This window comes from Verrucomicrobiia bacterium (assembly GCA_035574275.1).
In the GTDB taxonomy this organism is placed as follows: domain Bacteria; phylum Zixibacteria; class MSB-5A5; order DSPP01; family DSPP01; genus DSPP01.
Window position 1 is genome coordinate 24,168 of sequence record DATLYY010000003.1, and the last position, 22,738, is coordinate 46,905.

18 protein-coding genes and 2 pseudogenes are annotated in these 22,738 nt (G+C 55.0%); 9 read left to right on the forward strand and 11 right to left on the reverse strand.

Features of this window, described 5'->3' with window-relative positions; genetic code table 11:
• Positions 1-3: 3 nt before the first annotated feature.
• The 6 genes from VNL73_00300 (at position 4) to VNL73_00325 (ending at position 9,408) form a co-directional block, all read left to right on the forward strand.
• Positions 4-987 (forward strand): SPOR domain-containing protein, encoded by a 984-nt coding sequence (locus VNL73_00300; protein ID HXF47850.1) that lies wholly within the window; start codon positions 4-6, stop codon positions 985-987.
• Positions 984-3,569: a DNA mismatch repair protein MutS gene (gene mutS, locus VNL73_00305; GenBank protein ID HXF47851.1), complete on the forward strand. Its 2,586-nt coding sequence runs from the start codon at positions 984-986 to the stop codon at positions 3,567-3,569. The genes VNL73_00300 and mutS overlap by 4 nt, the downstream gene beginning before the upstream one ends.
• Positions 3,560-5,356 (forward strand): DNA mismatch repair endonuclease MutL, encoded by a 1,797-nt coding sequence (gene mutL, locus VNL73_00310; GenBank protein ID HXF47852.1) that lies wholly within the window; start codon positions 3,560-3,562, stop codon positions 5,354-5,356. The genes mutS and mutL overlap by 10 nt, the downstream gene beginning before the upstream one ends.
• 248 nt (positions 5,357-5,604) lie before the next feature.
• Positions 5,605-5,796 carry a hypothetical protein gene (locus VNL73_00315; protein HXF47853.1) on the forward strand — a complete coding sequence of 64 codons (192 nt, stop codon included), beginning with the start codon at positions 5,605-5,607 and terminating at the stop codon, positions 5,794-5,796.
• A gap of 18 nt (positions 5,797-5,814) precedes the next feature.
• Positions 5,815-7,506, forward strand: a complete 1,692-nt coding sequence (locus VNL73_00320) for a M6 family metalloprotease domain-containing protein (protein HXF47854.1) — start codon at positions 5,815-5,817, stop codon at positions 7,504-7,506.
• Between the two features lie 120 nt (positions 7,507-7,626).
• Complete coding sequence (locus tag VNL73_00325) at positions 7,627-9,408, forward strand: ATP-binding protein (protein HXF47855.1); 1,782 nt, start codon at positions 7,627-7,629, stop codon at positions 9,406-9,408.
• Here VNL73_00325 and VNL73_00330 read toward each other — a convergent pair.
• Complete coding sequence (locus VNL73_00330) at positions 9,352-11,490, reverse strand: M14 family zinc carboxypeptidase (GenBank protein ID HXF47856.1); 2,139 nt, start codon at positions 11,488-11,490, stop codon at positions 9,352-9,354. The genes VNL73_00325 and VNL73_00330 overlap by 57 nt on opposite strands.
• Before the next feature lie 70 nt (positions 11,491-11,560).
• Here VNL73_00330 and xrtH point away from each other — a divergent pair, with 70 nt between their 5' ends.
• Both xrtH and VNL73_00340 read left to right on the forward strand, forming a co-directional pair.
• Positions 11,561-12,127 carry an exosortase H gene (gene xrtH, locus VNL73_00335; GenBank protein HXF47857.1) on the forward strand — a complete coding sequence of 189 codons (567 nt, stop codon included), beginning with the start codon at positions 11,561-11,563 and terminating at the stop codon, positions 12,125-12,127.
• A complete protein-coding gene (locus VNL73_00340) occupies positions 12,111-12,596 on the forward strand; it encodes a hypothetical protein (GenBank protein HXF47858.1) in 486 nt (161 codons plus the stop codon). The genes xrtH and VNL73_00340 overlap by 17 nt, the downstream gene beginning before the upstream one ends.
• 23 nt (positions 12,597-12,619) lie before the next feature.
• On the opposite strand, the gene VNL73_00345 is transcribed toward VNL73_00340, so the two are convergent.
• From VNL73_00345 to VNL73_00380, 8 genes and pseudogenes are all read right to left on the reverse strand, one after another.
• Positions 12,620-13,414 carry a prepilin peptidase gene (locus tag VNL73_00345; GenBank protein ID HXF47859.1) on the reverse strand — a complete coding sequence of 265 codons (795 nt, stop codon included), beginning with the start codon at positions 13,412-13,414 and terminating at the stop codon, positions 12,620-12,622.
• Positions 13,411-14,418, reverse strand: a complete 1,008-nt coding sequence (locus VNL73_00350) for a hypothetical protein (protein HXF47860.1) — start codon at positions 14,416-14,418, stop codon at positions 13,411-13,413. The genes VNL73_00345 and VNL73_00350 overlap by 4 nt, the downstream gene beginning before the upstream one ends.
• Positions 14,337-15,116 carry a class I SAM-dependent methyltransferase gene (locus tag VNL73_00355; protein ID HXF47861.1) on the reverse strand — a complete coding sequence of 260 codons (780 nt, stop codon included), beginning with the start codon at positions 15,114-15,116 and terminating at the stop codon, positions 14,337-14,339. The genes VNL73_00350 and VNL73_00355 overlap by 82 nt, the downstream gene beginning before the upstream one ends.
• Complete coding sequence (locus VNL73_00360; protein HXF47862.1) at positions 15,094-15,801, reverse strand: class I SAM-dependent methyltransferase; 708 nt, start codon at positions 15,799-15,801, stop codon at positions 15,094-15,096. The genes VNL73_00355 and VNL73_00360 overlap by 23 nt, the downstream gene beginning before the upstream one ends.
• 1 nt (position 15,802) lies before the next feature.
• Positions 15,803-16,957 carry a glycosyltransferase gene (locus VNL73_00365; GenBank protein ID HXF47863.1) on the reverse strand — a complete coding sequence of 385 codons (1,155 nt, stop codon included), beginning with the start codon at positions 16,955-16,957 and terminating at the stop codon, positions 15,803-15,805.
• Entirely contained in the window at positions 16,954-18,018 is a 1,065-nt protein-coding gene (locus VNL73_00370; GenBank protein HXF47864.1) for a glycosyltransferase, read from the reverse strand. The genes VNL73_00365 and VNL73_00370 overlap by 4 nt, the downstream gene beginning before the upstream one ends.
• Positions 17,999-20,068: a DUF2723 domain-containing protein gene (locus tag VNL73_00375; protein ID HXF47865.1), complete on the reverse strand. Its 2,070-nt coding sequence runs from the start codon at positions 20,066-20,068 to the stop codon at positions 17,999-18,001. Before VNL73_00375 ends, VNL73_00370 begins: the two co-directional genes overlap by 20 nt.
• Positions 20,069-20,440: 372 nt before the next feature.
• A pseudogene (locus VNL73_00380) lies at positions 20,441-20,641 on the reverse strand (prepilin-type N-terminal cleavage/methylation domain-containing protein).
• Between the two features lie 328 nt (positions 20,642-20,969).
• On the opposite strand from VNL73_00380, the gene VNL73_00385 reads away from it, so the two are divergent.
• Positions 20,970-21,578: a transposase gene (locus VNL73_00385; protein HXF47866.1), complete on the forward strand. Its 609-nt coding sequence runs from the start codon at positions 20,970-20,972 to the stop codon at positions 21,576-21,578.
• 327 nt (positions 21,579-21,905) lie between these two features.
• Here the strand turns inward: VNL73_00385 and VNL73_00390 are convergent.
• Both VNL73_00390 and VNL73_00395 read right to left on the reverse strand, forming a co-directional pair.
• Positions 21,906-22,085 (reverse strand): annotated as a pseudogene (locus VNL73_00390) (prepilin-type N-terminal cleavage/methylation domain-containing protein).
• A gap of 208 nt (positions 22,086-22,293) precedes the next feature.
• The gene (locus VNL73_00395) at positions 22,294-22,722 is read right to left on the reverse strand and encodes a hypothetical protein (protein HXF47867.1); all 429 of its coding nucleotides are present in this window, start codon (positions 22,720-22,722) and stop codon (positions 22,294-22,296) included.
• Positions 22,723-22,738: the final 16 nt, after the last annotated feature.

Here is a 22,738-nt window from a genome sequence, read left to right on the forward strand (position 1 = left end):
GTTATGAAAACAGCAACATTAAAAGGACTGCTCATCCTGTCGGCGGCCCTCCCGCTCTTCTTTTCCCCGTCAGAGGCCAAACCGAACCTTACCTCCGCCTGGCAGGAGTATTACAGGGGAGCCTTTCACAAGGCCTCGGAGAAGTTGCGCGATTTCATGCGTGACACCGCAACGGCCGAGGCGCACTTTTTGGCCGCCAAGCTGGAGCCGGACGGGGAGCGGGCCAGGGAGTTTTTGGAAAAGGCGCTGGAGGATCCCGCCCGCGGGGAGTTTTTCCGCCGGGCTCTGGCAGAACTTTCGCAATATTACCTGACGACAAAAAACTACGGCGCCGTGATTCAGTTGAAGGAGCGCTTCCCCTCCTTTTTCGAGGGGAAATCGTTCAACCCGGAACTGGCCTGCTACCTCTCCAAGGCCTACCGCCTTTTGGGGCGGCGGGAGCTTGGGCTTAAGTGCTCGGAACAAATACTGTCCACCTACCCTTCCCACCCGATTGCCGGCTGGGCCGGGCTCGAAAAGGGGCTTGGTCTGTTGGGCACCAAAAAATCGGAGGAGGGGATTGCCGAATTCCGCAAGCTGGTGGGGCGCGGCGGCAACGAGGAGGTTGCCGTGGCACTCCTATTGCTTTCCAAAAATCTGCCCGGGGACAAGGGGAAAATTTATTCCCGCCTTTACGAGGAAAAATTTCCCCGGGGACTGGCAAACGCCGGCCGGCCGAATGTTTCCCCCCAAACGGCTTCCGTTTCCTCCAAGCGGTACCAGATCGAAATCGGGCCGTTCGGCAGCAAAAGCGAGGCGCAGCGAGCTTATTTGAAGCTGAAGGCCGATTCCAAAAACGCCGAAATCACCGCCCGGCAGTTGAACGACCGCACCTACTATTTCATCCGCTGGGGGGATTTTTCCACCAGCGCCGCCGCCGGGCAAACCCAAAAGGAATTGGAAAAGATTTTGAAGGCCTCCTACAGCGTGGTTGAACTGGAAGGATGAGCGAAAACCTAACCCCGCTTCTAAAGCAGTACTATCAAATAAAGCACCGCTTTCCCGACAAAATCCTTTTTTTCCGGATGGGGGATTTTTACGAAATGTTCGGCGAGGATGCCGAGCGGGCCGCCCCCGTTCTGGGAATTGCCTTGACTTCCCGCGCCCACGGCAAAAGCGAAAAAGTTCCCCTCGCCGGGGTCCCCTATCATCAGGCCGAAAAATATCTGGCCAAGCTTTTAAACGCCGGTTTCAAGGTGGTGATTTGCGAACAAACCGAGGATCCCAAGAAAGCCAAGGGGCTCGTCCGCAGGGAGGCGGTCGAAATCGTCACCCCCGGCACGTCGCTCTATGACCGGGACGAAAAGGGAACGGGAAACTTTCTGGCCGGGGTGGTTTTCAATAAAGAGAAAGTCGGCTTCGCCCGGTTGGATTTGTCCACCGGCGAGTTTTTAGTCGGCGAAGCGGAGGAATCCGGCTGGTCGGAAACCTTTTTGTTCTTGGAGCCAACCGAAGTGATTTTCCCGCAAAGCCAGAAGGAGACCATCAGCCATTTTCCGGAACTCTCCGCGGGGCGGACGCTCTCCCCCGTCGAGGATTGGAAGTTTGATTTCGGCTGGGCGGAAAAAAATCTTTCCGAAAAGCTGGGAACTTTGAACCTTTCCGGCTTCGGCGTGGAGGAGAAAAAACTGGCCGTCTCCGCCGCCGGCGGGGTGCTTTCCTACCTTTCCGAAAATCAAATCCAGCGGCTGGAGCATCTGCGCGTAATCCGGCCGCTTTCCGATTCGGACGAAACCACGCTCGATTTTTCCACCCTGCTGCATTTGGAAATTTTCCGCACCCCCTCGGGGGACAGAACCAACACGCTGTTTGCTCATCTCGATAGAACAGCCACGCCGCAGGGCTCACGCCGTCTGGGGCGCTGGCTGCGGACGCCTCTGATCAATCCGCAAAAAATCAACGCCCGGCTTGACCGGGTGGAATCCCTCGTCAACGATCATTTTTTACGGAAGAAGCTGCACCGCTTGCTTTCGGAAGTATCCGATTTGGAAAAGCTGTCAGCCAAGCTGGGGATGGGAAAAACCGGCCCGCGGGATTTGGTCGCCATCAAAAATTCCCTGGCGATTCTGCCGGAAATTGCCGCTCTGCTCAAGGAATCCGGCCCGCCTCTCTCCGAACTTTTGAACCATTTTCCCGATTTAAGCGCGCTTTTCAAGCTGTTCGAAAATTCCTTGAAGGACGACCCGCCGCTGGCCACCAATCAAGGCGGCATCATCAAGTCGGGCTACAGCGCGGAGCTGGACAAATTGCACGCTGGAATTTCTGACGCCAAAAAATGGATTGCAACCCTGCAGGCACAAGAGCGCCAGCGCACCGGCATCCCCTCCCTGAAAGTGGGCTACAACAAGGTCTTCGGCTACTACATCGAAGTGACCACCCCGCACAAGGACAAAGTGCCTTCCGATTACATCCGCAAGCAAACCTTGGTGAACGCCGAGCGGTTTATCACGGAGGAATTGAAAGAAAAAGAGGAACTGATTCTGACCGCTGAGGAGAAAATCTTCGCCCTCGAGGAACAGCTCTTCCGCGAAGTGGAGGAAAAAAGCCGGGCTTTCATATCTCCCCTTCTCGAAAATGCCGAGGGGACGGCGCTTTTGGATGCCGCCGTTGCGCTGGCGACCCTGGCGACCGATGAGCGCTACATCCGCCCGGAAGTTACGTCGGAGGACGAAACCACTATTGAGGAAAGCCGCCATCCGGTTCTGGAAAAAGTCCTGCCCAAAGGAAACCTGGTGCCGAACGACATTTCCTTTGCGCCGGGGCGCCCCATTGAGATTTTAACCGGCCCGAATATGGCCGGCAAATCCACCTATCTGCGCCAGACCGGTGTTCTGTTCCTGCTGGCGCAAATCGGCTCCTTCGTCCCGGCGAAAAAAGCCAAAATCAGGGTTGCGGACAATATTTATACCCGCGTCGGCGCCTCGGACGACATCCTGCGACACCGCTCCACTTTTTTGGTGGAAATGAGCGAAGTCGCCAACATTTTAAACAACGCCACCTCCAACAGCCTGATTTTACTGGATGAAATCGGCCGCGGCACCTCCACCTATGACGGGCTTTCCATCGCCTACGGCTTGGTGGAGTATCTCGCCGCCTTCCCAAACGGCGCACCGCGCACACTTTTTGCCACCCATTACCACGAACTGGTGGAGTTGGAGCGAAAACTCCCTTCGGTAACAAATTTGCAGGTGGAAGTGAAAGAATTCGAGCATCAGTTGATTTTTCTGCACAAAATCATTCCGGGCGGCTGTGACCGCAGTTTCGGTATCGAGGTCGCGAAGCTGGCCGGCGTGCCGCAGAAACTGGTCGAACGGGCCCGGCAGTTGTTGAAGGAGCTGGAAAGCGAGCGCATCACGTTGAACGTCCCGGCGGAGCAAACATCCGCGCCCGACCTCTCCGGCGTTAAGCTCTTTTTCGAAAAAGTCCTGAAACTGGAACCGGATCGCTTAACACCCCTCGAAGCCCTTTTCCTCATCAACGAACTGAAAAAAGAAAGCCAAAAGCTCATCCGGGAGTTCGGTTGGAAGTAAAAACCCTTCCCGTCTTTGCGACTTCGACTGGGAAAGTCGCCAAACTTCCGGAGAATCTGGTCAACCAGATTGCCGCCGGCGAGGTGGTGGAACGCCCCGCCTCGGTGGTCAAGGAGCTGGTGGAAAACGCATTGGATGCCGGGGCGACCGAAATCACGGTAGAAATCGAGGGGGCCGGGCACCACAAAATAAAAGTGATTGATAATGGTTCTGGGATTCCGGCGGAGGATGTTTCCACCGTTCTGGAGCGGCACGCCACCAGCAAATTGAAAAGCGCCGAGGAGTTGGAGCATATCACCACGCTCGGCTTCCGCGGCGAGGCCCTCCCCTCTATCGCCTCCGTCTCCCTTTTCGAACTCGAAACCAAAGCGAAATCCGAGCGCATAGGCACACATCTGGTGGCCGAAGCGGGAAAAATCCTGAAGGTCGAGCCGGCCGGAACCGCGGACGGCACCAAAGTGACGGTCGAACGGCTTTTCTTCAACACCCCCGCGCGGAAAAAATTTCAAAAATCGGCCGCATCCGAAAACCGCCAGATAACCGCTCTTTTGGAGCAGTATGCTTTCGCTTTTCCCGAAATCGGCTTTGAACTCGATCTCGATGGCAAAAAAATTTTGAAATCTCCCGGTCAGAATCTTTTTGAGCGGGTCTCCGATTTGGTGGGGGAGGAGCGCTACTGGGACTTGGAGCTTTTGGAAAGCAAAAAGGAAAACTCCCAGCTTATCGCCTTTTTGAAGAAGCCGGAGAAAACCACTGCCGCCCGGCCGCAGCTTTATTTTTTCATCAACCGCCGCCCCGTGCAAAGCAAACTGCTTCATCACGCCGTTGTTTCCGCCTATCGGGACTTTCTGGAGCCCGGCAAGTCCCCGTATGCCCTCATTTATCTTTTTTTACCCTATTCGGAAGTGGACGTGAACGTCCATCCCGCCAAGGCGGAAGTCCGCTTTGCCGACGAGCGGGCCGTCTATGATTGGGTCTATCACGCCATTCGCAAAGCCCTTTCCAATCGTGGCAAGGTGCCAGTTTGGACAGGTCCCGTTCCAAGCACTGAACATTCCTTGTTGGGTAGCCCACCAGCCCCTGCTGGTGGGTTAACCGGCAATTTCTCACCGCCCGACCTTTCCTATCAGCAAAAGGTTTTTCCCTTTCCACCTTCCTCTCTAATGGGTAGTCCCCCGGCCCCTGCTGGGGGGTTGGAAAATGCTCATCCGCAACCCAACTTTTCCCCCCTCTTCTGGCAGTTTGCGGATATTTACATTCTGGCGCAGGTGAAGGGAAAACTTTTGTTAATTGACCAGCACACCGCCCATGAACGGGTTTTGTACGAAAAGATTTTGACAAATTTGGGGGAGCACAAAGCCGAATCGCAGGAACTGCTTTTTCCCGAGACGGTGGAGTTGACGCCGACCGAGCTCCAAACCTTCGTGCAGAACCAAAATTTTTTTGAATCGTTTGGTTTCGACCTTTCCCCTTTTGGCGACCGCACCCTGCTTCTTCGCGGCACTCCCCCGCTGGCTCAAAAGAAAAACCCCTCAAAATTGTTGCGCGAAATTCTGGATGATTTGGAGAGCGACAAAAAGGACTTGGAGCCCTCCAGGCGGGTGGCCCGCTCCCTGGCCTGCCATTCTGCTGTCCGCGCGGGGGAAAAGCTGACCATCGCGGAGATGGAGAATCTTTTCGATTTGCTTTTCGCCGCCGAAAACCCCTACAACTGCCCCCACGGTCGCCCCACGATTATCGAACTGCCGTTGGCGGAGATTCACCGGCGGTTTGGGCGGCCGGTGTAGGACGGTTCGCGAACCCTCCTCCCCACTTTCTTAAAAATAGCTTTATTCGCCTTAGCCCCTCCCCAATTTTCTCTGGCTTTCCCCCTATAATTTTTAAAACCGTAAAGTAGGGATAAAACCACAGCCGTTTGCATTGTGCAAAATGGCCCAAAAGTGGCAAGTCCGGCTTGGACTTACGACTGCACTCTCAAGCACCCCTTTCCGGCATACCCCTTGCCCAACTATTGGCGGGATAAAAGAGGGGGAAAATGCAAGAAGAAAAAGGGGTCTTAAGCTGGACGGGATTTTTGGGAAAACTGGTGACCATTCTGGGAGCCATCTTTCTCATTCTGGTCGTTTTATCCTGGCTGCGCTGCGGCGCCCGCCCGTCCGGGAGCCAACCCGTATCGGAAACCCGCCTTCAACATTCCGGTGTAACCGGGTTCTTGCATATCCGCTGATTCTCGAAAGGGGAACTTATGCGCCGATTCGTCTTGGGACTGACCATACAGCTTTTCTTAAGCCCGGCACTTTTGGCCATGCCGCCCCATCCGGAGGTTTTGGACAAGATTCAAAGGGGGGAGTTGAAAGCCCCCCGGCATAATCTGATGGTCAGCGAAGAAGAGCTGGCCAAAGCCGGTTTCAACCCGGCGCAGTTGAAGGCGCTGGCGCCGGCCAAAACCAAGGCCGCCGGGCCGTTCAATATGCTGGTGGTCATGGTCGATTTTTCGGATAAAAATTCGCAGGTGGCGCCGGTTTTTTTCGATTCGTTGGTATTCGCCAAAACCCAAAACTCGGTCTGGCGCTATTACGACGAAAACTCCTATGGCAATTTTGATTTGGTTACCTTGAATTATCCCTCTTCCACCGGCTGGCTGCGGGCGCCGCAGACTTTGGCCTATTATGCGAACGGGACAAACGGCTTCGGGGCCTATCCCCAGAACGCCCAAAAGCTGGTGGAGGATGCCGTGGATTTGATAAACCCGCTGGTCAACTTTGCCGATTACGACAACGACAACGACGGCTTTGTAGACGGCATCACCTTTGTTCACGCCGGACGGGGGGCGGAAGTCTCGGGCAATCCCAACGACATCTGGTCCCACAAATGGGGAATCACCCCGCGGCTGCGGGACGGGGTTTATATCTTCAATTACAGCATGGAACCGGAATATTTTACGAACCCCGGCGACGTGACCATCGGCGTTTTCTGCCACGAGTTCGGCCACGCCATCGGCGGGCTTCCGGATCTGTACGACACGGACGGCGGCTCGCAGGGTGTCGGGCGCTGGAGCGTGATGGCGGGCGGCAGCTGGAACGGCAGCCCGATGGGCGCCTCCCCCGCCCACTTCGACGCCTGGTGCAAAATCGAGCTGGGATTTGCCGTGGCGGGCGTGATTGCAAATAACCAGACCGGCGTCCGGATTCCGTATGCCGAGCGATCCAATGCCGGAATTTTCCGGCTCTGGACGAACGGCACCATCGGCCCGGAATATTTTCTGGTGGAAAACCGCCAGCGCCGGGGATACGACACGGCCTTGACTTCCTCCGGTCTTTTAATCTGGCACATCGACGACACGGTTTCTTCCGGCAACAACCGCCCCTGGTACCCGCCGAACAGCCCGTCCACCGGCCATTACAAAGTCGCCTTGGTGCAGGCCGACAATCTCTTTCAACTGGAAAAAAATCTGAACAGCGGCAATTCCGGTGACCCCTATCCCGGCTCGACGGTGAACCGGAATTTCCACGCTTCCTCCGCTCCCAATTCCAACGGCTATGCGGGAGCCGGCTCGTTGGTGCAGGTGACCAACATCTCCAACTCCGGCGACACGATGACCGCCGATTTCTTCGTGCAGGCGCCGACCGACGTGGATGACGGGATCTTCAACCGGCCGAAAAACTTTCAACTGGCGCAGAATTATCCGAACCCCTTCAACCCGGCCACCGTGATTGCCTACACGCTGGAAAAAAGCGGCCCGGTGGAGTTGCAGATTTTCAATCTGCTGGGGGAAAAGGTGAAGACGCTGGTTTCCGGCCATCAGGGGGCGGGACTGCATCAAAAAAGCTGGGATGGCAGGGACGAATCCGGCCGGGTAGTTTCCTCCGGGCTGTATCTGTACCGGCTGCGGCTGGAAAAGTTTGCCGAAACCAAAAAAATGATGCTCGTGCGATAAACGCGATGTAGCAAACGACCAGAAAAAATTCCCCGCCGCCAGGAGCTTCCGCACCCCCCGGAAGAGGGCCCAGACCCGCTGGGGCCTCCCTGGCGGCCTTTTTTTGCCGATAATTTGAATATGCCGGAGAAGCTCGGACGGTGGAGTTTTACGTTGAAACTTTCCACCCTGCTTTTGATTTTGTTTTTTTTGATCAGCAATTTTTCCTTTCTCTGGCTTTCCTACCGGGCCAAAAACGCGCTGAAAACCGAGATTAAAGTAAAACTTGAAGCCGCCGCCGCCCAGCTCTCCCGCCTGGCCGGGAATTCCTCCCGCCCGGAAGAGGCCCGGGCTCTGGTGCAGAAGTTTCTTTTCGAGCGGGAGCTTTTGGCCGTCGGTTTTTTCAACGGCCCCCTCCCCACCGTCTGGACCGCCCTGGACAACAAAACCGGCTTTGCAACCGACTACCGGCCGGTGAATGAGCCGTCACTTTCCGGCCCGATTGAATTCGGGGGGCATTTCACGATAACCTACTCCTTTCCGGCGGGAACCAACCGGCCGGCCGGTTTCGTCATCGCCCAAGCCGATCCGCTGGGAAGGTTGGAGGAGCTTTTCCGGCTGCAGACCTTCTTCTGGATTCTGGGGTTCCTTTTAATGGCCGCCACGGTGAGCCTGCTCTGGCGCTTTGTCTTGGCCCCCTTCGAGGCGGTGGAGAAAAAGGCGGCCGAGGCCCATCTTGCTCCGGCCAAAACACCGGGGGAGGACCCGGCCGAACTGGTCATCGCCCGGTTTGAAAAAGCGCTGGCCGAGCTGAAAGCCAAGGAACAGGAGCTTTCCCGGCTGTACGAGGAATCGGAGAAAAAGGCCCTGCATTACTCCGCTTTGAGCAAACATTTAATCGACAGTTTGGGCTCCGGCATTGTCATCTTCGACCCGAACGGGGACATTGTTGATTTCAACCCCGCCGCGGGACTGCTTTTGGGATTGAATGAAAACCGGCGGCTTCCCGGATCGCTGAAAAAAGTTCTGCCGGAGGTGAAGCCGGGACACCCGGCCGAAAGCGTTGAACTGGAAGTGCAGATGGGAGGGCAGACCAAAATATTGGCCGTTTCCGCCTCCGCCATCACGAACCCTAACGGGGAAAATTTGGGAAAGGCCCTTCTGGTCTCCGATTTGACCGATTTCAAGGAAATGGAAACAAAATTGAAGGAAAAGGAGCACTGGGCCTTTTTGGGGGAAACCGCCGCCGGGCTGGCCCACGAACTGCGCAACGCCCTTGCCGTGATGGTCGGTTACGGAAAACTTTTGGCCAAGGCGGTGGGGGAGGACCACCCTTCGCACAAAACCGCCGGCGAACTTCTGCGGGAATCCCAGGCCGCCGAGGAGACCCTGAAACGGTTTTTGGAATACGCCCGGCCGGGAGAGGTGTTTCTTGAAACTCTGGACTTGCGGGGGCTCTTGGAAGAAACCATCGCCTCGCTCAAACCCCGCTTCCCTTCCGCGGGCTTCCGGCTAAACGCCCCCCTGGAGGCCTCCGTCCGTTCGGATGCCGCCCTGCTCAAGCAGATTTTTTCCAACCTGATTTTAAACGGCGCCGAGGCGGCCGGGGATGGGGGAATGGTTAAAGTAACGCTTGAAGCTTCTCAAACTCCGATGGGATGGAAAATCGAAGTCGCCGATTCCGGCCCGGGCGTTGCCGAAACAGAAAAAGAGAAGCTTTTCACCCCCTTTTTTACAACCAAGCGGGACGGCACCGGGCTGGGGCTGGCTTTGGCCAAAAAGGCCGTTCACCTGCTGGAAGGGGAGATTCGGCTAAAGGACGGAACCAAGGGAGCTGTATTTACCGTAACCCTGCCTGCTGAACGGTTACGGAATCTGCCCGGCAAAGATGAAGTTCAAAAAAAGCACCACGTCCGCGGATGAAAGCTGTCCGTCACCATTGGCGTCCCCCCGTTGCGGACGGTGGGGGGGCGTAAGCCCCATAAAAACGTAGTTCAACTCCAGAACCAAATCGGCCGGCGTTGCTTTTCCGTCCCCGTTCAAATCCATGAAATGCGGGCTGAAGGTCACGGTCTTTTTGACCCAGTCGCCGAACCGACCCGTTTGTCCTTGCGAGTCGACTGCGGCAACCGAGAAGTAATATTCACCGGGAGCATCCAATTCAAAAGCAAATGTGCTTTCCGCCGGCAGGGAGAGGACCGTGTCTTTGGCAAAGCGTAAAACCGGATAAATGTTTCGCAGGTAAATCCCGCCCGGCGTATACCCGAGGTCGGTGAAGTAACTGAATCGGAAACGCACCTTCCGGCCGGCGTAGGCATTCAGCGGAAACTCCATTCCCGTCCATAAACCCGGGGAGGCGGTGATTCCCTTTTGCTCCCGGTTGAAAGGGGAGCCGTCGGGGGTGGCATGGTTTCCCGTCAAGGGATGAAAACTCCTACCCCCGTCGGTGGAAATCTCTCCGTAGGCGTAATCAAAGTACGGCTCGATGTTATAATAGGTCTCGGCCCGCAGCGTGTCGTTCGGACCGACCAAATAGGCGTTTTTGGAATCCAGGACGGCTATCAAGGCCGGATCGGCCCCGGAGAAAAATGATTTTTTGGCGGTATCGTCGGGGGAGGGCACGATACTGAAACCCACCAGCTTCCAATGGTCTGTGTTCCGAACGGAATCGATAATTGTCTGCGGTTCCCTTGAGATTTTCAGGAGGTAACCGCCCGCTGGGTTGCCGGGATCGGACTGCCGCCATTCCAATTCCGCCGCGCCGTTCGCCACTTGCGTGTCCAGGGACAAAAACTCCGGCGGCTCGGGGGGAAGAATTTTTTTGGGGTTATCGGCAATCGAGGCATAGAACAGATTGGGCATTAAGTTTTCTGCCGCCAGAACTGGAATCCGGGGAAGGGAGGGCCAAAAGCCATCGTTCGGCCCGCCCACTTCCGGTGTAAAGCTGTAAATCGGACTGGCGGTGTTGGAGCTGTAGGCCCAGTCGATGGAAGTGCCATTGGTCAAGTAAAGCTGCCATCCGGGGCCGGGAATGTAACCGTTGTGCTGCACGGCGGAATCGGCCAGGGCGCGGTACAGCCAGTAGTCCGCCGCCGGCTCCGTGCCGTATCCCCAGGGAAAAAGCCAGAGGTTGGAATAGGTGTGGTAATCGATTTCAATCTTGAAATTGCGGGAGAGAACGAAATCCCGCAGCCGCTGGGTCTCCGGCTCGGAAAACGGAGCCGCACCGCGGTACGTTTCATTGGCCGGATTCGAGCTGGATCCGAACTCATCCAAACCCCAGAGGTATCCGAAGTTTCGGTTCAAATCCACACCAAAACTGCCCCCTGCGTTGGGCCGGCGGTTTTTTCGCCAAAAACCGCCTCCGGAAGGGTTGGTGGTTTGGTTATAGACGTAGCCGTCAGGGTTCACGACCGGGATAAAGTACAGGTCTCGGCCGTTCAAAAGCCCGGTTACAAACGGGTCGGAATCGTAGTTTTGCAACAGATGCCGGATGGTGTAAAGCAGAACCTCCATGCTCATCGGTTCCCGGGCGTGGGTCAGGGCCGTGTACAGCACTTCCGGCCGCCCGTCGCTGCCGTTCGGCAGGTTGGAGATCTTGACGCCCCAGATTTCCCGCCCCTCCAGCGACTGCCCGATGGTAAAAACCGGCGAGACCAGATCGGGGCGCGCGGCTCGAATCGAATCCAAAAAGCTCTTCACCTCGGAATAGGTGTGGTATCCCCCCATCGATGCCCCCAGAAGCCCGGCACCCTGCGCGCGCAAATCCGGCACGGCTACAAAAGGGGAAAAACCCATGAACCGAAGCTGGTTGATTTCGAAACTGTCGGCCACGATGTCAACGAACGCCCCCTCCGGCTCCATGTAGGCCACATCCAGTCCGGAAGCGAGCAGGTGCAAAAGCTGCATTTTGGAAGTTATGGGCACCCGCACCAGACTTTCTGTTCCGAAGGCGAAAGGACAAAATCCCAGGAAGATTGCCAGCCAGACCCCGATTTTTCGCATAACCCTTTATTAAGTATAACCTCCCCTTCAAAAAAAACAACAACGCTCCCCCGGATTTTCCGTATAATTTATGACCAACGGTATGAAGACCAGCCCGACGGTCGCCCGAAAAAACCTTTCCCCGCGTTTTTGGAAATCCCCCGCCTTCCGGTTTGTGGGAAAATTTCTTTTGTTTTTGATTCTCTTGGGGGCCCTTTACTCCCAAATTTCCAGCCGCTGGGATGCTTTTCGCAACGGCTTCACGGCAGCTACGGCCAGGATGGTGAGCGGCTGCTATTCGCTGGCGGGGGGCAAAACGTCGGCGGCCGGAAGTTTGATTTCCGGTGAAAAAATCGCCCTGCAGGTTATCGAGGAATGCACGGGGGCCTATGAGATGATAATTTTCGCCGCCGCTGTTATTGCCTTTCCGACCGGCTGGCGGAAAAAGGGATGGGGGATACTTTTCGGCCTCCCCCTTTTGTACGGCATAAATATTCTCCGGATGATGCTGTTGGCCTACGTTCAAGCCCACGGCAGTCCCAACCTGTTTGATTTCATGCATGTCTATTTCTGGCAGGCCACTTTGATTCTGATGATTTTAGGCGTTTTCATCCTCTGGATAAAGCTGGCGGTCTTTCGGAATGTCCAAACTGCTTAGATTTTTTCTTCTTCTGATAGCCGTCTCGCTTCCCCTCTTCTGGCTTTGGATGGAATGGGGGCAGGTCAATTACCAAAAGCTGATGGGGGCCGTCATTGTCCCCGCGGCCAAGGCGCTGGGGGAAAAACAGTTGAACCTGTTCGTGCTAAAGGCGCATTATATGAACGCCGTGCCGCTGGTTGCTTTGATTCTGGTCACTCCCGCCTTGGGGTGGAAGAAACGGTTGACGGCCCTACTTCTCGGCCTGGCGATACTTTTCACCTGGCATCTTTTTTTCAGCTTGGTTTTGAACCACTATCAAACTCTTTGGGGGCGCGACCGGCGGTTCTACCGCCTTTTCATACCCGCCATCTCCATCAACTCCGCCATGCCGGTCGTTCTTTGGATTGTTCTGGCCTGGCGGGGGGCCAAAGAACTCCTGGGGGAGATTTTCGCCCGCCCGAAAGAGTCGCAAGCGGTCAAAAACTGACAGCGATTTTCTGTTTTGGCCGGCTATCGGATAGCCAGGAACCGCTCCGTGTAAAGGGAAATCAGCTCCCCGCCCCAGTAGTAGGCCACGAGCGCGGCGATTACCAAAAACGGGCCGAACGGAATCAGCCGGTCCGCCAGCGATTTCGGTTTCAACAACCGGATGACGAAGAAGGTTAAAACGGCGACCAAGGAGGCCAGAAAGAAAACCAAAAGAAGCTTTTGCCACCCCAAAAAGGCCCCCAGCATCGCCGCCATTTTGACGTCCCCCCCGCCCATGCTTTCCTTTTTGAAGATTAACTCGCCGGCATGGGCCAAAAGAAGAAATCCGCCGCCGCCGACTATAAGGCCGATAAGCCCGTTCTGCCAGCCGACTGCCGGATTCAAGAATGCATACCCCATTCCCAAGAGAATGCCGGGGAGGGTGAACCAGTCCGGGATTATTCGGAATTCAAGATCGATGAAGAAAATGACCACCAAGGCAAAATTCAGGTAAAACAGAAAGAAAAGCTTCCATCCCCAGCCAATCGAAAGGAAGGCGGTCAGAAACAACGCGGCGGTGAAAAGCTCCACGAAAAAATAGCGGGGGGAAATCGGCGTTCTGCAGAACGCGCATTTGGCGCCCAAAAAAAGATAGCTGAAAAGCGGGACATTCCCCCACCAGGGAATCGTTTTTTGGCAGGCAGGGCAGAAGCTTCGCGGCCGGACGACCGAAAGCCCGCGCGGCAGCCGGTAAATGACGACATTGGCAAAACTGCCAAAAATCAACCCGAGGGCAAAGGCAACCGCCGCGGGAATAAACTCAAGAATTATCATCATCCAAGTTGCTCCCCTTTACTTTTCCAAGGCATTCTCCACGCTGCCAAAAACCAAACCCCTTCATAGGTCAAAGTCAGAAGCCGGGCTGCAATCGGAACCGTCGCGGCGGCATACGGCGGCAGATAGGCCGAAAGCAAGGCCAGCATCACCCCTTCCCGTACCCCCAATCCCCCGGCGGCAAAGAAGGCCAGATACCCCGCCAGATAGGCCAAAGGAAAGGCGGAAAGGGAGTACAATACTTCTCGGAACGTCAAGGAGTGGAAAGAAAGGGCCAGAAAGACCACTCCGGCGGAATTCAAAAACCAGCTGAACCCGTAGTAAACCGAGGATAAAAAAACGGGCCGCCAGCCGAACGGTTCGGGCAGCTCCGCCATCGGCGTCCGCACCAGCCGCCCGAAGGTTTTGATGATGCCGTGAAAAACTTTGGGGATAAACAGAATCAGAAGCAAGACGACAAAAGCGGCCAGAGCCCAAGTGGGAAGACCCAGTTGCTTGAAAAGCGGCAAGGCGAAAATTGTGAAGGCTGCCCCGGAAAGAAGCGAGGCAACGAATCCCAGATACAAGGCGGCCAGCAGCCGGCTTGGCGAAATCCCCAAAAATTTCCCTAAATAGGCGAAGCTCAAGTACGACCAAATGCGCCCCGGCAGGTAGTGGGCGATGTGCGCCATGCAGTAAATTTTGTAGCTGTCGCGCACCGGGATGGAGACCCCCGTGAATTTGAAATTGAACCAGAATGCGGCCGGCTGCCAGGAATGCCCCAAAAGAAGTAGGAGCGCCCCCAGCCCGAACCAAAGCGCGTTCGGATGAAAACCGTATCGCACGATTTCTCCCCAGTCGGCGCGGATGGTCTGATAGTAAAACCACAAAAACCAGCCGGCCGCGGCGTACTGGAGAACCGGGAAAAAAACCGACCAGAGCCGCGCTAAGCCGGTTTTTTGGTCAGCACCAAGACCCAGGCCGGCAGGGCCGTTTTGAACGGTTTCAGCAGGGAGGGTTTTATCCATTTCATCCACTTCGGCACCACGTCGGTGGCCGAGAATTTTTCCGGGTTTTCCAGAACCCTGAACGTGTAGTCCGTGATTTCAAAACGGAAAAGAAGCTTCCGCAAAGCCCGCCAGGAAAGCAGAAACACGTCGTAATCCATCTTCCGGCCGGTTAAATGCATGTACCAGTTGGCCGGTTTGCGCGGCAGCCAGGATAAAAATGGCAACTTGTAGTGGGCTTCGACCAAAACGTAGCGGTTCCCCGCCCCAAAATAGACGCAGCCGGCCGGTTTCAGGACGCGATACATCTCCGCCACCAGCCCGGTCTGGTTTTCAATATGCTCGTACACCTGGTTGCAGATGATGGCGTCCACCGATTCATCCGGCAAGGGCAGTCGCGCCCCGTCCCCGCAGATGGGGATCAAATTGGGAGAGGCGTTCTCTTTTCCGTATTGCAGGCCTACTTTGTCGTTGTCCAAGGCCAAAACGGTTTTGAAATGCTCGGCAAAATAGCGGGACATAATGCAGGTGGAAGCCCCTAAATCAAGACAGGTCATGACGGACAAATCCCCGGCGAAGTCAGCCAAAACCCGAATAACCTTCTCGGCCTTTAAATTCCGTTCCCCCTTCCGGAAAAGAATGGGAAAACGCTCCGAAAAAGTCCCCTCCGGCCCCCAGCGCCGTTCTATGGACAGATCAACTTGCGGCAGCTTCCCCATCCTCGCTCCTTAGGTAAAAGATTATCGAGAGGGAAAACCAGTCCGGCAGCCAGCGGGCCAGAAGCTGCGCCAACCTCTCCCCCCAAAGTCCCGGCGGGCAGAGGGTGACCGGAATCATCCGCCTCGTTTTGAGCCCGCATTGTGCGAATAGTTGAAGCGCCGTTTTCCGGTCAAATAGCCGTAGATGCGGAGTTTGGATACCGGCCCAGCTTGTACGCCCAAGGAGAATTCCGAGCCGGCGCAGGAGGTGAAACTCGTTCGGCACGGAGATGACCAAAATGCCGTCCGGGTTCAAGGCCGCTTTCAGTTTTGCGACCGTCTTTTCCGGATAACGCAGGTACTGCAAAACTTCCATGCAGAAAATCGCGTCGTATTTCTGCTCCAGCTCATCCTCCTCCAAATCGAAGACAAAGCCGACCAGTCCCTGCTGCCGCAGCAGTTGGACCGAGTCGGAGGAGACGTCACAGGCCGAAACCTCATATCCTTTTTCCATCAGCATCCGGGCGATAAGCCCCCGCCCGGCGCCGACATCCAGAATTTTCTTCCCCGGGAGGGAGGAAAGATTGCTTTCAACAAACTGCCAGCGCTGCAACGTCCGCTTATCCACCCGTTCCGGTTCCTGTTTTTTCCAGAACCGGTCGAAGAAAACGCCGGTTTGCTTTTCGGGAACATCTACCGCCATCATCTTAATCAAACAGATTCGCCATCTGGCTCCGCAGCGGCTGTCCGCTCCGCTTGCGGGCAATTACCTTCAAAAAGTCGTTGGCCGCCCGGTTAACATCCAAAAGGTCAAGAAGCCCGGAGGAAGCCGGGTCGTAATTCCTTTTTTCATGCATGAAGGCAAACATCGCCTGCGCCAGGCTTTCCGGGTCGTGCGGCGGAACCACTTTTCCCAAACTGAACTTTCGAACCAGATACCCCATATCCCCCACGTCCGTGGCGATCACCGGCGTTCCGGAGGCCACCGCTTCGGTCAAAACGAGCGGAATGGAGTCGGAATGGCTGGGGATCAAAACGCAGGCGGCCCGGCGCAGATAGGTCGCCGCCTCCTTTTCAGAAATTTTACCGTGAAAAATTGCCTTGTCCCCCAGTTTCAGCTCGGCCAACCGTCTGGGGATTTCGCCGGCCAAACTTCCCCAGCCGGCGATTTCCAGGACCGCCGGCTTCTTTTTCGCCACGTAGGAAAAGGCCAGAAGCATATCCTCGATTCCCTTTTCCCGCTCCAGCCGGCCCAGATAGAAAAAGCGGTTGTAGTTTGTTTTGGGAAGAACCGTCCGTTTTTCGCGGCGGCGGGCGGAGGGGAGAAAACGGCACTCCCGGCCGGAAAGCTCCTCCACCTTCTGGCACAAATCAAACCCGTCGCCGAACAGATGGTCGGCCCCCTGCAGAACCTGGCGGGTCAAAAGCCCGAAAAAGGGGCGCTCCGACCATTTGTACACGTCCGAGCCGAGACACCAGACGGAGTACGGAATGCCGGTGCGCTGGCTCAAGTAGCGGGCGAAGTAGCCGGAAGGGAGCGCCCACAAAGCCAAAAGATAATCGACATCGTGGGTGAGCACGAACGGCATCGCCGCCTTCCGCCCGCTGTAAAGAAAGTTGGCCAGCTTGAGCCAGTTGAGCGGATTTTTGTAATTCAGCGAGCCGATGGGGGCAATCGAGCCGGACCAGGGGAAGCGGAAAACCTCCGGGTCGCTGGCGGGATGATCCACGACGTATTCCGGCGTGAAAACAGAAACTTTATGCCCCCTTTCGCGCAGGGCATGGACGAAGTCCTTCACGAACGGGCTGGCGGTATCCCCCTTCCCGGCCGGATAGCGGTTGGTGACAAGCCCCAGCTTCATACCTTCACCTTCTCTCTATTTCTCTTTTCGACCCGCACTTGAAAATCCAACTGTTCTTTTCCGCCGGAAAGCTCTTCCAGTTTCAGCATTGTTTCCTTGGCCGTTTTTTGGATACGGTAGATTTCCCGCTTTAAGTGCACGAGCTGGGTGCCGAGGAAGCCGAAAAACAAAGTCGCCAGACCGGCCAGGAAAGCCAGTACCGTAAGAGTGACCAAAGGCCGGGTCGGGTTCAAATTCCCTTCTTGCCAGAGATACCAGATATACACCGCCCCGCCAAACGAAAGCAAAACCAGAAACAAACCGACCCCGCCGAAAAGCAGAACCGGCTTTTCATGGAAGGAGAACAGGATGTGGGAAACCGCCGTGGCGGTGAATTTGAACTTTGATTTCCCCAGCTTGCGGGCTTTCAAAACCGCAGGCATTTCGACCACGCGATAGCCCATACCAAGGGCACGGGCCAGAATTTCGAGATGAATTTCCTTCCCTTCCGCTTCCAGCTCCAGCGCTTCCAGAACCTTCTTGCGGTAGCCCCGCACCATTCCAGTGACGGTGGCCAGCCCCCTCTTCATGGCGAAGCCCAAAATTTTGTTCCCCAGCTTGGAAATCCAAAGCCGCCACAAAGGGACGTTTTCCACCCCGCCTCCCTTGGTATAAGGCGAGGCGACCACGATATCCACTTCTGGGTGGGCCTGCAGAATTTGGGCCATCGCCAAAAGATATTCCTCGCTGTAGGACAAATCGGCGTCGGCGGTGATGATGATTTCCTTGGCGGAGGCGGCGAACCCCTGCCGCAGCGCCCAGCCCCGCCCGCGGTTGGGGAAATAGGAGACGAGCCGGACGCGCGGCTCCTGCTCGGCAAAGCTCAAAACCGAAAGCGCCGTCCGGTCGGTGGAGCCGTCATCCACGGCAATGATTTCCCAATCCCCGCCAATGGCCCGGAAGGCGGCGGCGATGCGGGACAAAGTCGAGGAGACGTTTTGCTCCTCGTTGTACATCGGCACCACCACGGAGACGCCGTATAATTGTCTTTGCAGTGACCTGTTATCTTGTCGTTTTTTCATCTTCTCGCCCCATCGGTTTTAATTTGTCCGGTAAAAGCCAGTTCCCCTCCGCCCGGGCCTCCTTGGCCTCGTCAAATTTTCCCTGCTCCTGAAGTGCCGTGGCCAGAAAAAAGTACGCCTCTCCCCAGTATGGATCATAAGAAAGCGCCAGCTTAAAGCAGGTCTCGGCCAAAGGATACTGCCGGGCATAGAGGTACGCCTTACCCACCGTGACCCAGGTGCGCGGGTTCTCGCCGTCGTATTCCGTCGCCAGTTTGAGCAAATCATCGGTCTCCGGAGCACCAATCTTGGACAAGTAGGCCCCCCAATTGTATATTTCTAATTCTAAGCTTTCCCGCGTGAGTTTATCCGACCCCCCGATGTAGGTCTTGCGCACAAAGTTCACCACCTGCTTCGGCACCTCCAGCCCCACCTTCTCTCGCCGGAATTCAAGGAGATAGTCGAAGGGCCAAAAGTAGCGACAATCGCTGATGTGATACCCCAGCTGGGTGAAAATCGGCCGTTCGTTTTTTTGACAGAACGCCGCAAAGCCGCGCCGGAGTTGAGTCAACGGTTTGGCACTATTCGGGATTGAATCGATAATCAAATCCGGATAACGGTGCCGTGTCCATTCGGCCAAGTGCGGTTGAAAAAAAACATTTGACAAGACAATGGCCACATCCGGCCTTTGCCCCAAAGCCCCCTGCTGGTACAAAGCGGCGGTCAGCAGGCGGTCGGAAGAGTAAACAACGACGGCGTTGGGCGGCAGGGAACGCAAGCTCTCTTCCGCAATTTTTTGCGGCCAGCTGCTCTGATGTAAATCGCATTCGCCCCAATTTTTTGCCGCCAAAAAAAGACCAAATGACATCGTAAGAACGGGAACTGCCCAGCTAATTTTTAGCGCAAATCGGGACACGCCCTTTGACAGCCAAGTAAGGACTTGCATCAAACCCGCCGTCGCCGTCAAAACAGCCAGTCCGGTCCCAAAAGAGAGATATCCCAAGATATCCATATTATAGGGGTTGAATTCCGCCGCCCACAAGGTCACCAGAAAATTGGACAACAAAAGCACAAAAACACCCAGGCCGATCCGGGGTAAATGATGCGCGAGTACAAGAGCTCCCGGGATGACTAAAAGCCAGAAAACCGCCGAAAATTCCGATTGAAAAAAGACCGCGAGCCGCATCATATTGGGATAGGAAACGTTGGTCGGCGTGTCGTCGATGGACTCCTGCCAACTGCCGGAACGGGTGAGGGCGGCCCAGAAACGCTCCCAATTGTCCGGCTGGTTCCAGTTGAAATACGGGTCCTGGGCGGAGCGGATGGGCAAAAACAAATACATCGTGGCCGCAAGCAGGATTAGACCGGCCACCCAACCCCATTTAGACAGTTCTTCTTTCCAGTTGTCGGATTTATAACAGCCCATAATTAAAAGCCCCGGCAAAATCGAAACCGACTGCAGCGGATGATTGGTGGCCGAAAGTCCCCACAGAAACGCACCCAAAAGGAAAAAATGGGTTGGCTTATCGATCTTTTCCAACGACAGCGCAATCAGCAGAACCGAAAAGATCAATATCAACTGTAGAGAGTACACTTCCGCCCGCACGGCCTGCAGCCAGACCGTCTGGCTGAAGGCAAAAACCAAAGCCGCTCCCAGCGCCGTTAAAGTCACAACCGCAGGATTTGTCGCCAAAACACCGGTCGTTTCCTCTTCCCTTATCGTGGAGGATTGGGGCTTGTCCCGAGAGAAGTCGAGGGAAGGGGTTACAAAAATATCCGCCAAAACCTTTTTAACGCACAGGAAGAATAGAGCCGCTCCCGCCGCCCCAAAAAGCCCGCACATCATATTGGTGGCCCGTGCGGGGTTATGCGGAATAAGCCAACTGAAAAGCTTGCCAATCAAAACCCACAACGGAAAGCTGGGCGAATGAGGTAAGCTAAGGGTGGCCGCCGCCATCGAAAAGGTGGCGGAATCCTCCCAGAAGGGTCCCGGCGCGGCCGTGTAGAAATAGACCCCCAAAGGCAAAATGAACGAGGCCAAAAGACAAAAACGCTCCAAGCGGTTATCCATATCCCCTTTCTTGTTTTCGGTAAAAAACACCTTTTCCGTAACCCTTTCCCCCTCTCCGCGTCGGAGAGGGGGTTAGGGGGTGAGGTTAACAGAGCAAAAAAAAGCCCCCCGTACGGGGGGCTTTTTCGTGACGCAAGGTTACTGTATCGCGTCGTCGGTCGTGACGATGAGGTTTCCGGTTTGATCAATCTGCCAAGTATCAACCGTCGCGTCGTCGTCCAGGTCTTTGGCGAGAGCCCGCGCCCGACAGGTGAAAGCCGTAGCATTCGCCACGGTGAAGTCATAGGAGTAACGGGCGGTTAACCCGATTTCCACGCCAATACTGTCAAAGGCGTTCGGCGTCGCCGGACCGGCTATCAAAGCAGTTGACCAATATCGGTCTTTTTCCTGCCGAAAGGCCTGCTGCATCGTGTAAACCTGCTTCAGAATCTGCTTGGCTTCCGACTGTTTGGACTTGGTCGTCGCGCGCATAAAACGCGGAATCGCCAGAGCCGCCAGAATACCGATGATGACCACCACGATCATCAGCTCGATAAGGGTGAAACCCTTCTGGCTGTTTTTCTTGTTGAACATCTGTTCCTCCCTTTGGTTATTGGTTTTCATAATCGTCGGCTAACAGTTACGCAACCCCAATGCCAAAAGATGCCCAAGCCGGGCATTTTTTCGGCCTCGCAAGTGATTTGTTTACAAACGGTTACAGAAGGCCGCAAACTCCAGGCGGGTTTCAAACCCGCCCCTACACGGATTCCAAGGGTAACCCGCCAATTATTTTGCAAAATGCGAATGATCAGAATGGTCTTTGTAGGGGCGGGTTTTAAACCCGTCCCTTGCCACCATCCGGGCAGGTTTAAAACCTGCCCCTACCATTGACAAACCGAAATGTCCATGCATTTTTTGCCGAATGTCAATAGAGAACCGGCCTAAACCCCAGCGCCGTTCCATTCGGCTGCGGGGCTACGATTATTCCAGGGAGGGTGGATATTTCATAACCATCTGCACTGGGAATAGAGAATCTCTCTTTGGCGAAATCATAGATGGCCAGATGCGATTGAATGACCTCGGGCTGATAGTCCAGAAGGTTTGGGATGAATTGCCCGAACATTACCCGTCGATTGAATTGGATAAATTTGTCATTATGCCCAATCATATTCACGGGATTATCATCCTTGTAGGGGCGGGTTTGAAACCCGCCCTTTCCACCCCCCGGGCAGGTTTAAAACCTGCCCCTACAGGTGAAAATTCGAAGAAACGTTCACTGGCGGAAATTGTCCGGGCGTTCAAGACATTCTCTGCTCGACGAATAAACGAATTTCGACGAATGCCGGGCCTTCCCATCTGGCAACGGAATTATTACGAACATATTATCCGCAATGAATCCTCCCTAAACAAAATCCGGGAATACATTAAGGGCAATCCATTGAATTGGGCCTTGGACATCGAAAACCCGGCCATTTTATCCAATCCGAATAGCCGCCGAAGCGAAGAAAAATTCTGGAACGTATCGGCGTAAATGGCCGGTGAGGCACAACAAAAAAGCCCCGCTCTTGCGGGGCTTGATTTAATCGTGCCGATTCTTGACTTACAATATCGCGTCGTCGGAAGTGACAACCAGATTGCCGGTATTGTCAATTTGCCAGACATCAGCGGCCGGATCCGTGTCTAAAGCCGGAGAACTGGCAGTTGCGACGCAGATAAAAGCGGTGGCATTTGCAACTGTCATTGTATAGGTATATCTTGAGTTTGAAGCAATATCGACACCAATCCGTGCAAAAGCCGTGTCTGCTCCGTTTGCATAAGCAGAAACGCCGGCTCCCCAATATCCATCGTACTGCTGTCTGTAAGATAGCTGCATTGTATAAACTTCCTTTAAAATCGTTCTTGCCTCCGACTGCTTGGCTTTGACGGTTGCCAACATGAAACGCGGCAGAGCCATCGCCGCCAAAATGCCGATGATAACCACCACAATCATCAACTCTATCAAGGTGAACCCTTTGTCCCGTCTCATAAGTTTAGGCATACGTCCCTCGCACCCCTTTTTATGGCAAACCCCGTTCCAAAACCGCTTTATTTTCATCTTCCTTGTCCATCAACGACTTACCTTGCCGCGGGGCTTTTTGGGTTCCGAAGAGGCCATTGGCGGCGAGCCGGCCGCCTTGCGTTCTGCAAGGGTTATCTCCTTTTCCAGCTTGAAAAGTCGCCAATTCACTACGCTTCTTTCAACCTGATTAGGATCTCGTATCGTCAGAAACAACCACCAATGAGCCTTTCTCGTCAATCGTCCACACGTCTGTCGTAGCGTCGCCATCCAAAATACCAGAAGTTGCTCTACAGACAAAAACACTGTCATAAACTACCGTGAAAACATAGGAATAGCGATTGGTGCAATTAAAATCCACACCAATCGGGAGAAATGCATACGGATTTGCTGCGGAGCCTTCGATACCTCCGGCTGGCCAAAAAACTCCGGTATTCTGCCGATAAGCCAATTGCTGTTGATAAATTTCCTGCAACTTTGATTTGGCTTCATCCTGCTTGCTTGGTGTTGGCGGGGCGATCGTTATATATTTTGTTTCAGTACAGCCCCAAGCCAGCAACATTAAGACCGTCAAACCCAAAACCACAATCTCCTCAATTCCAAACTTTCTTGTTTTCATATCTTCCTCCTACTGC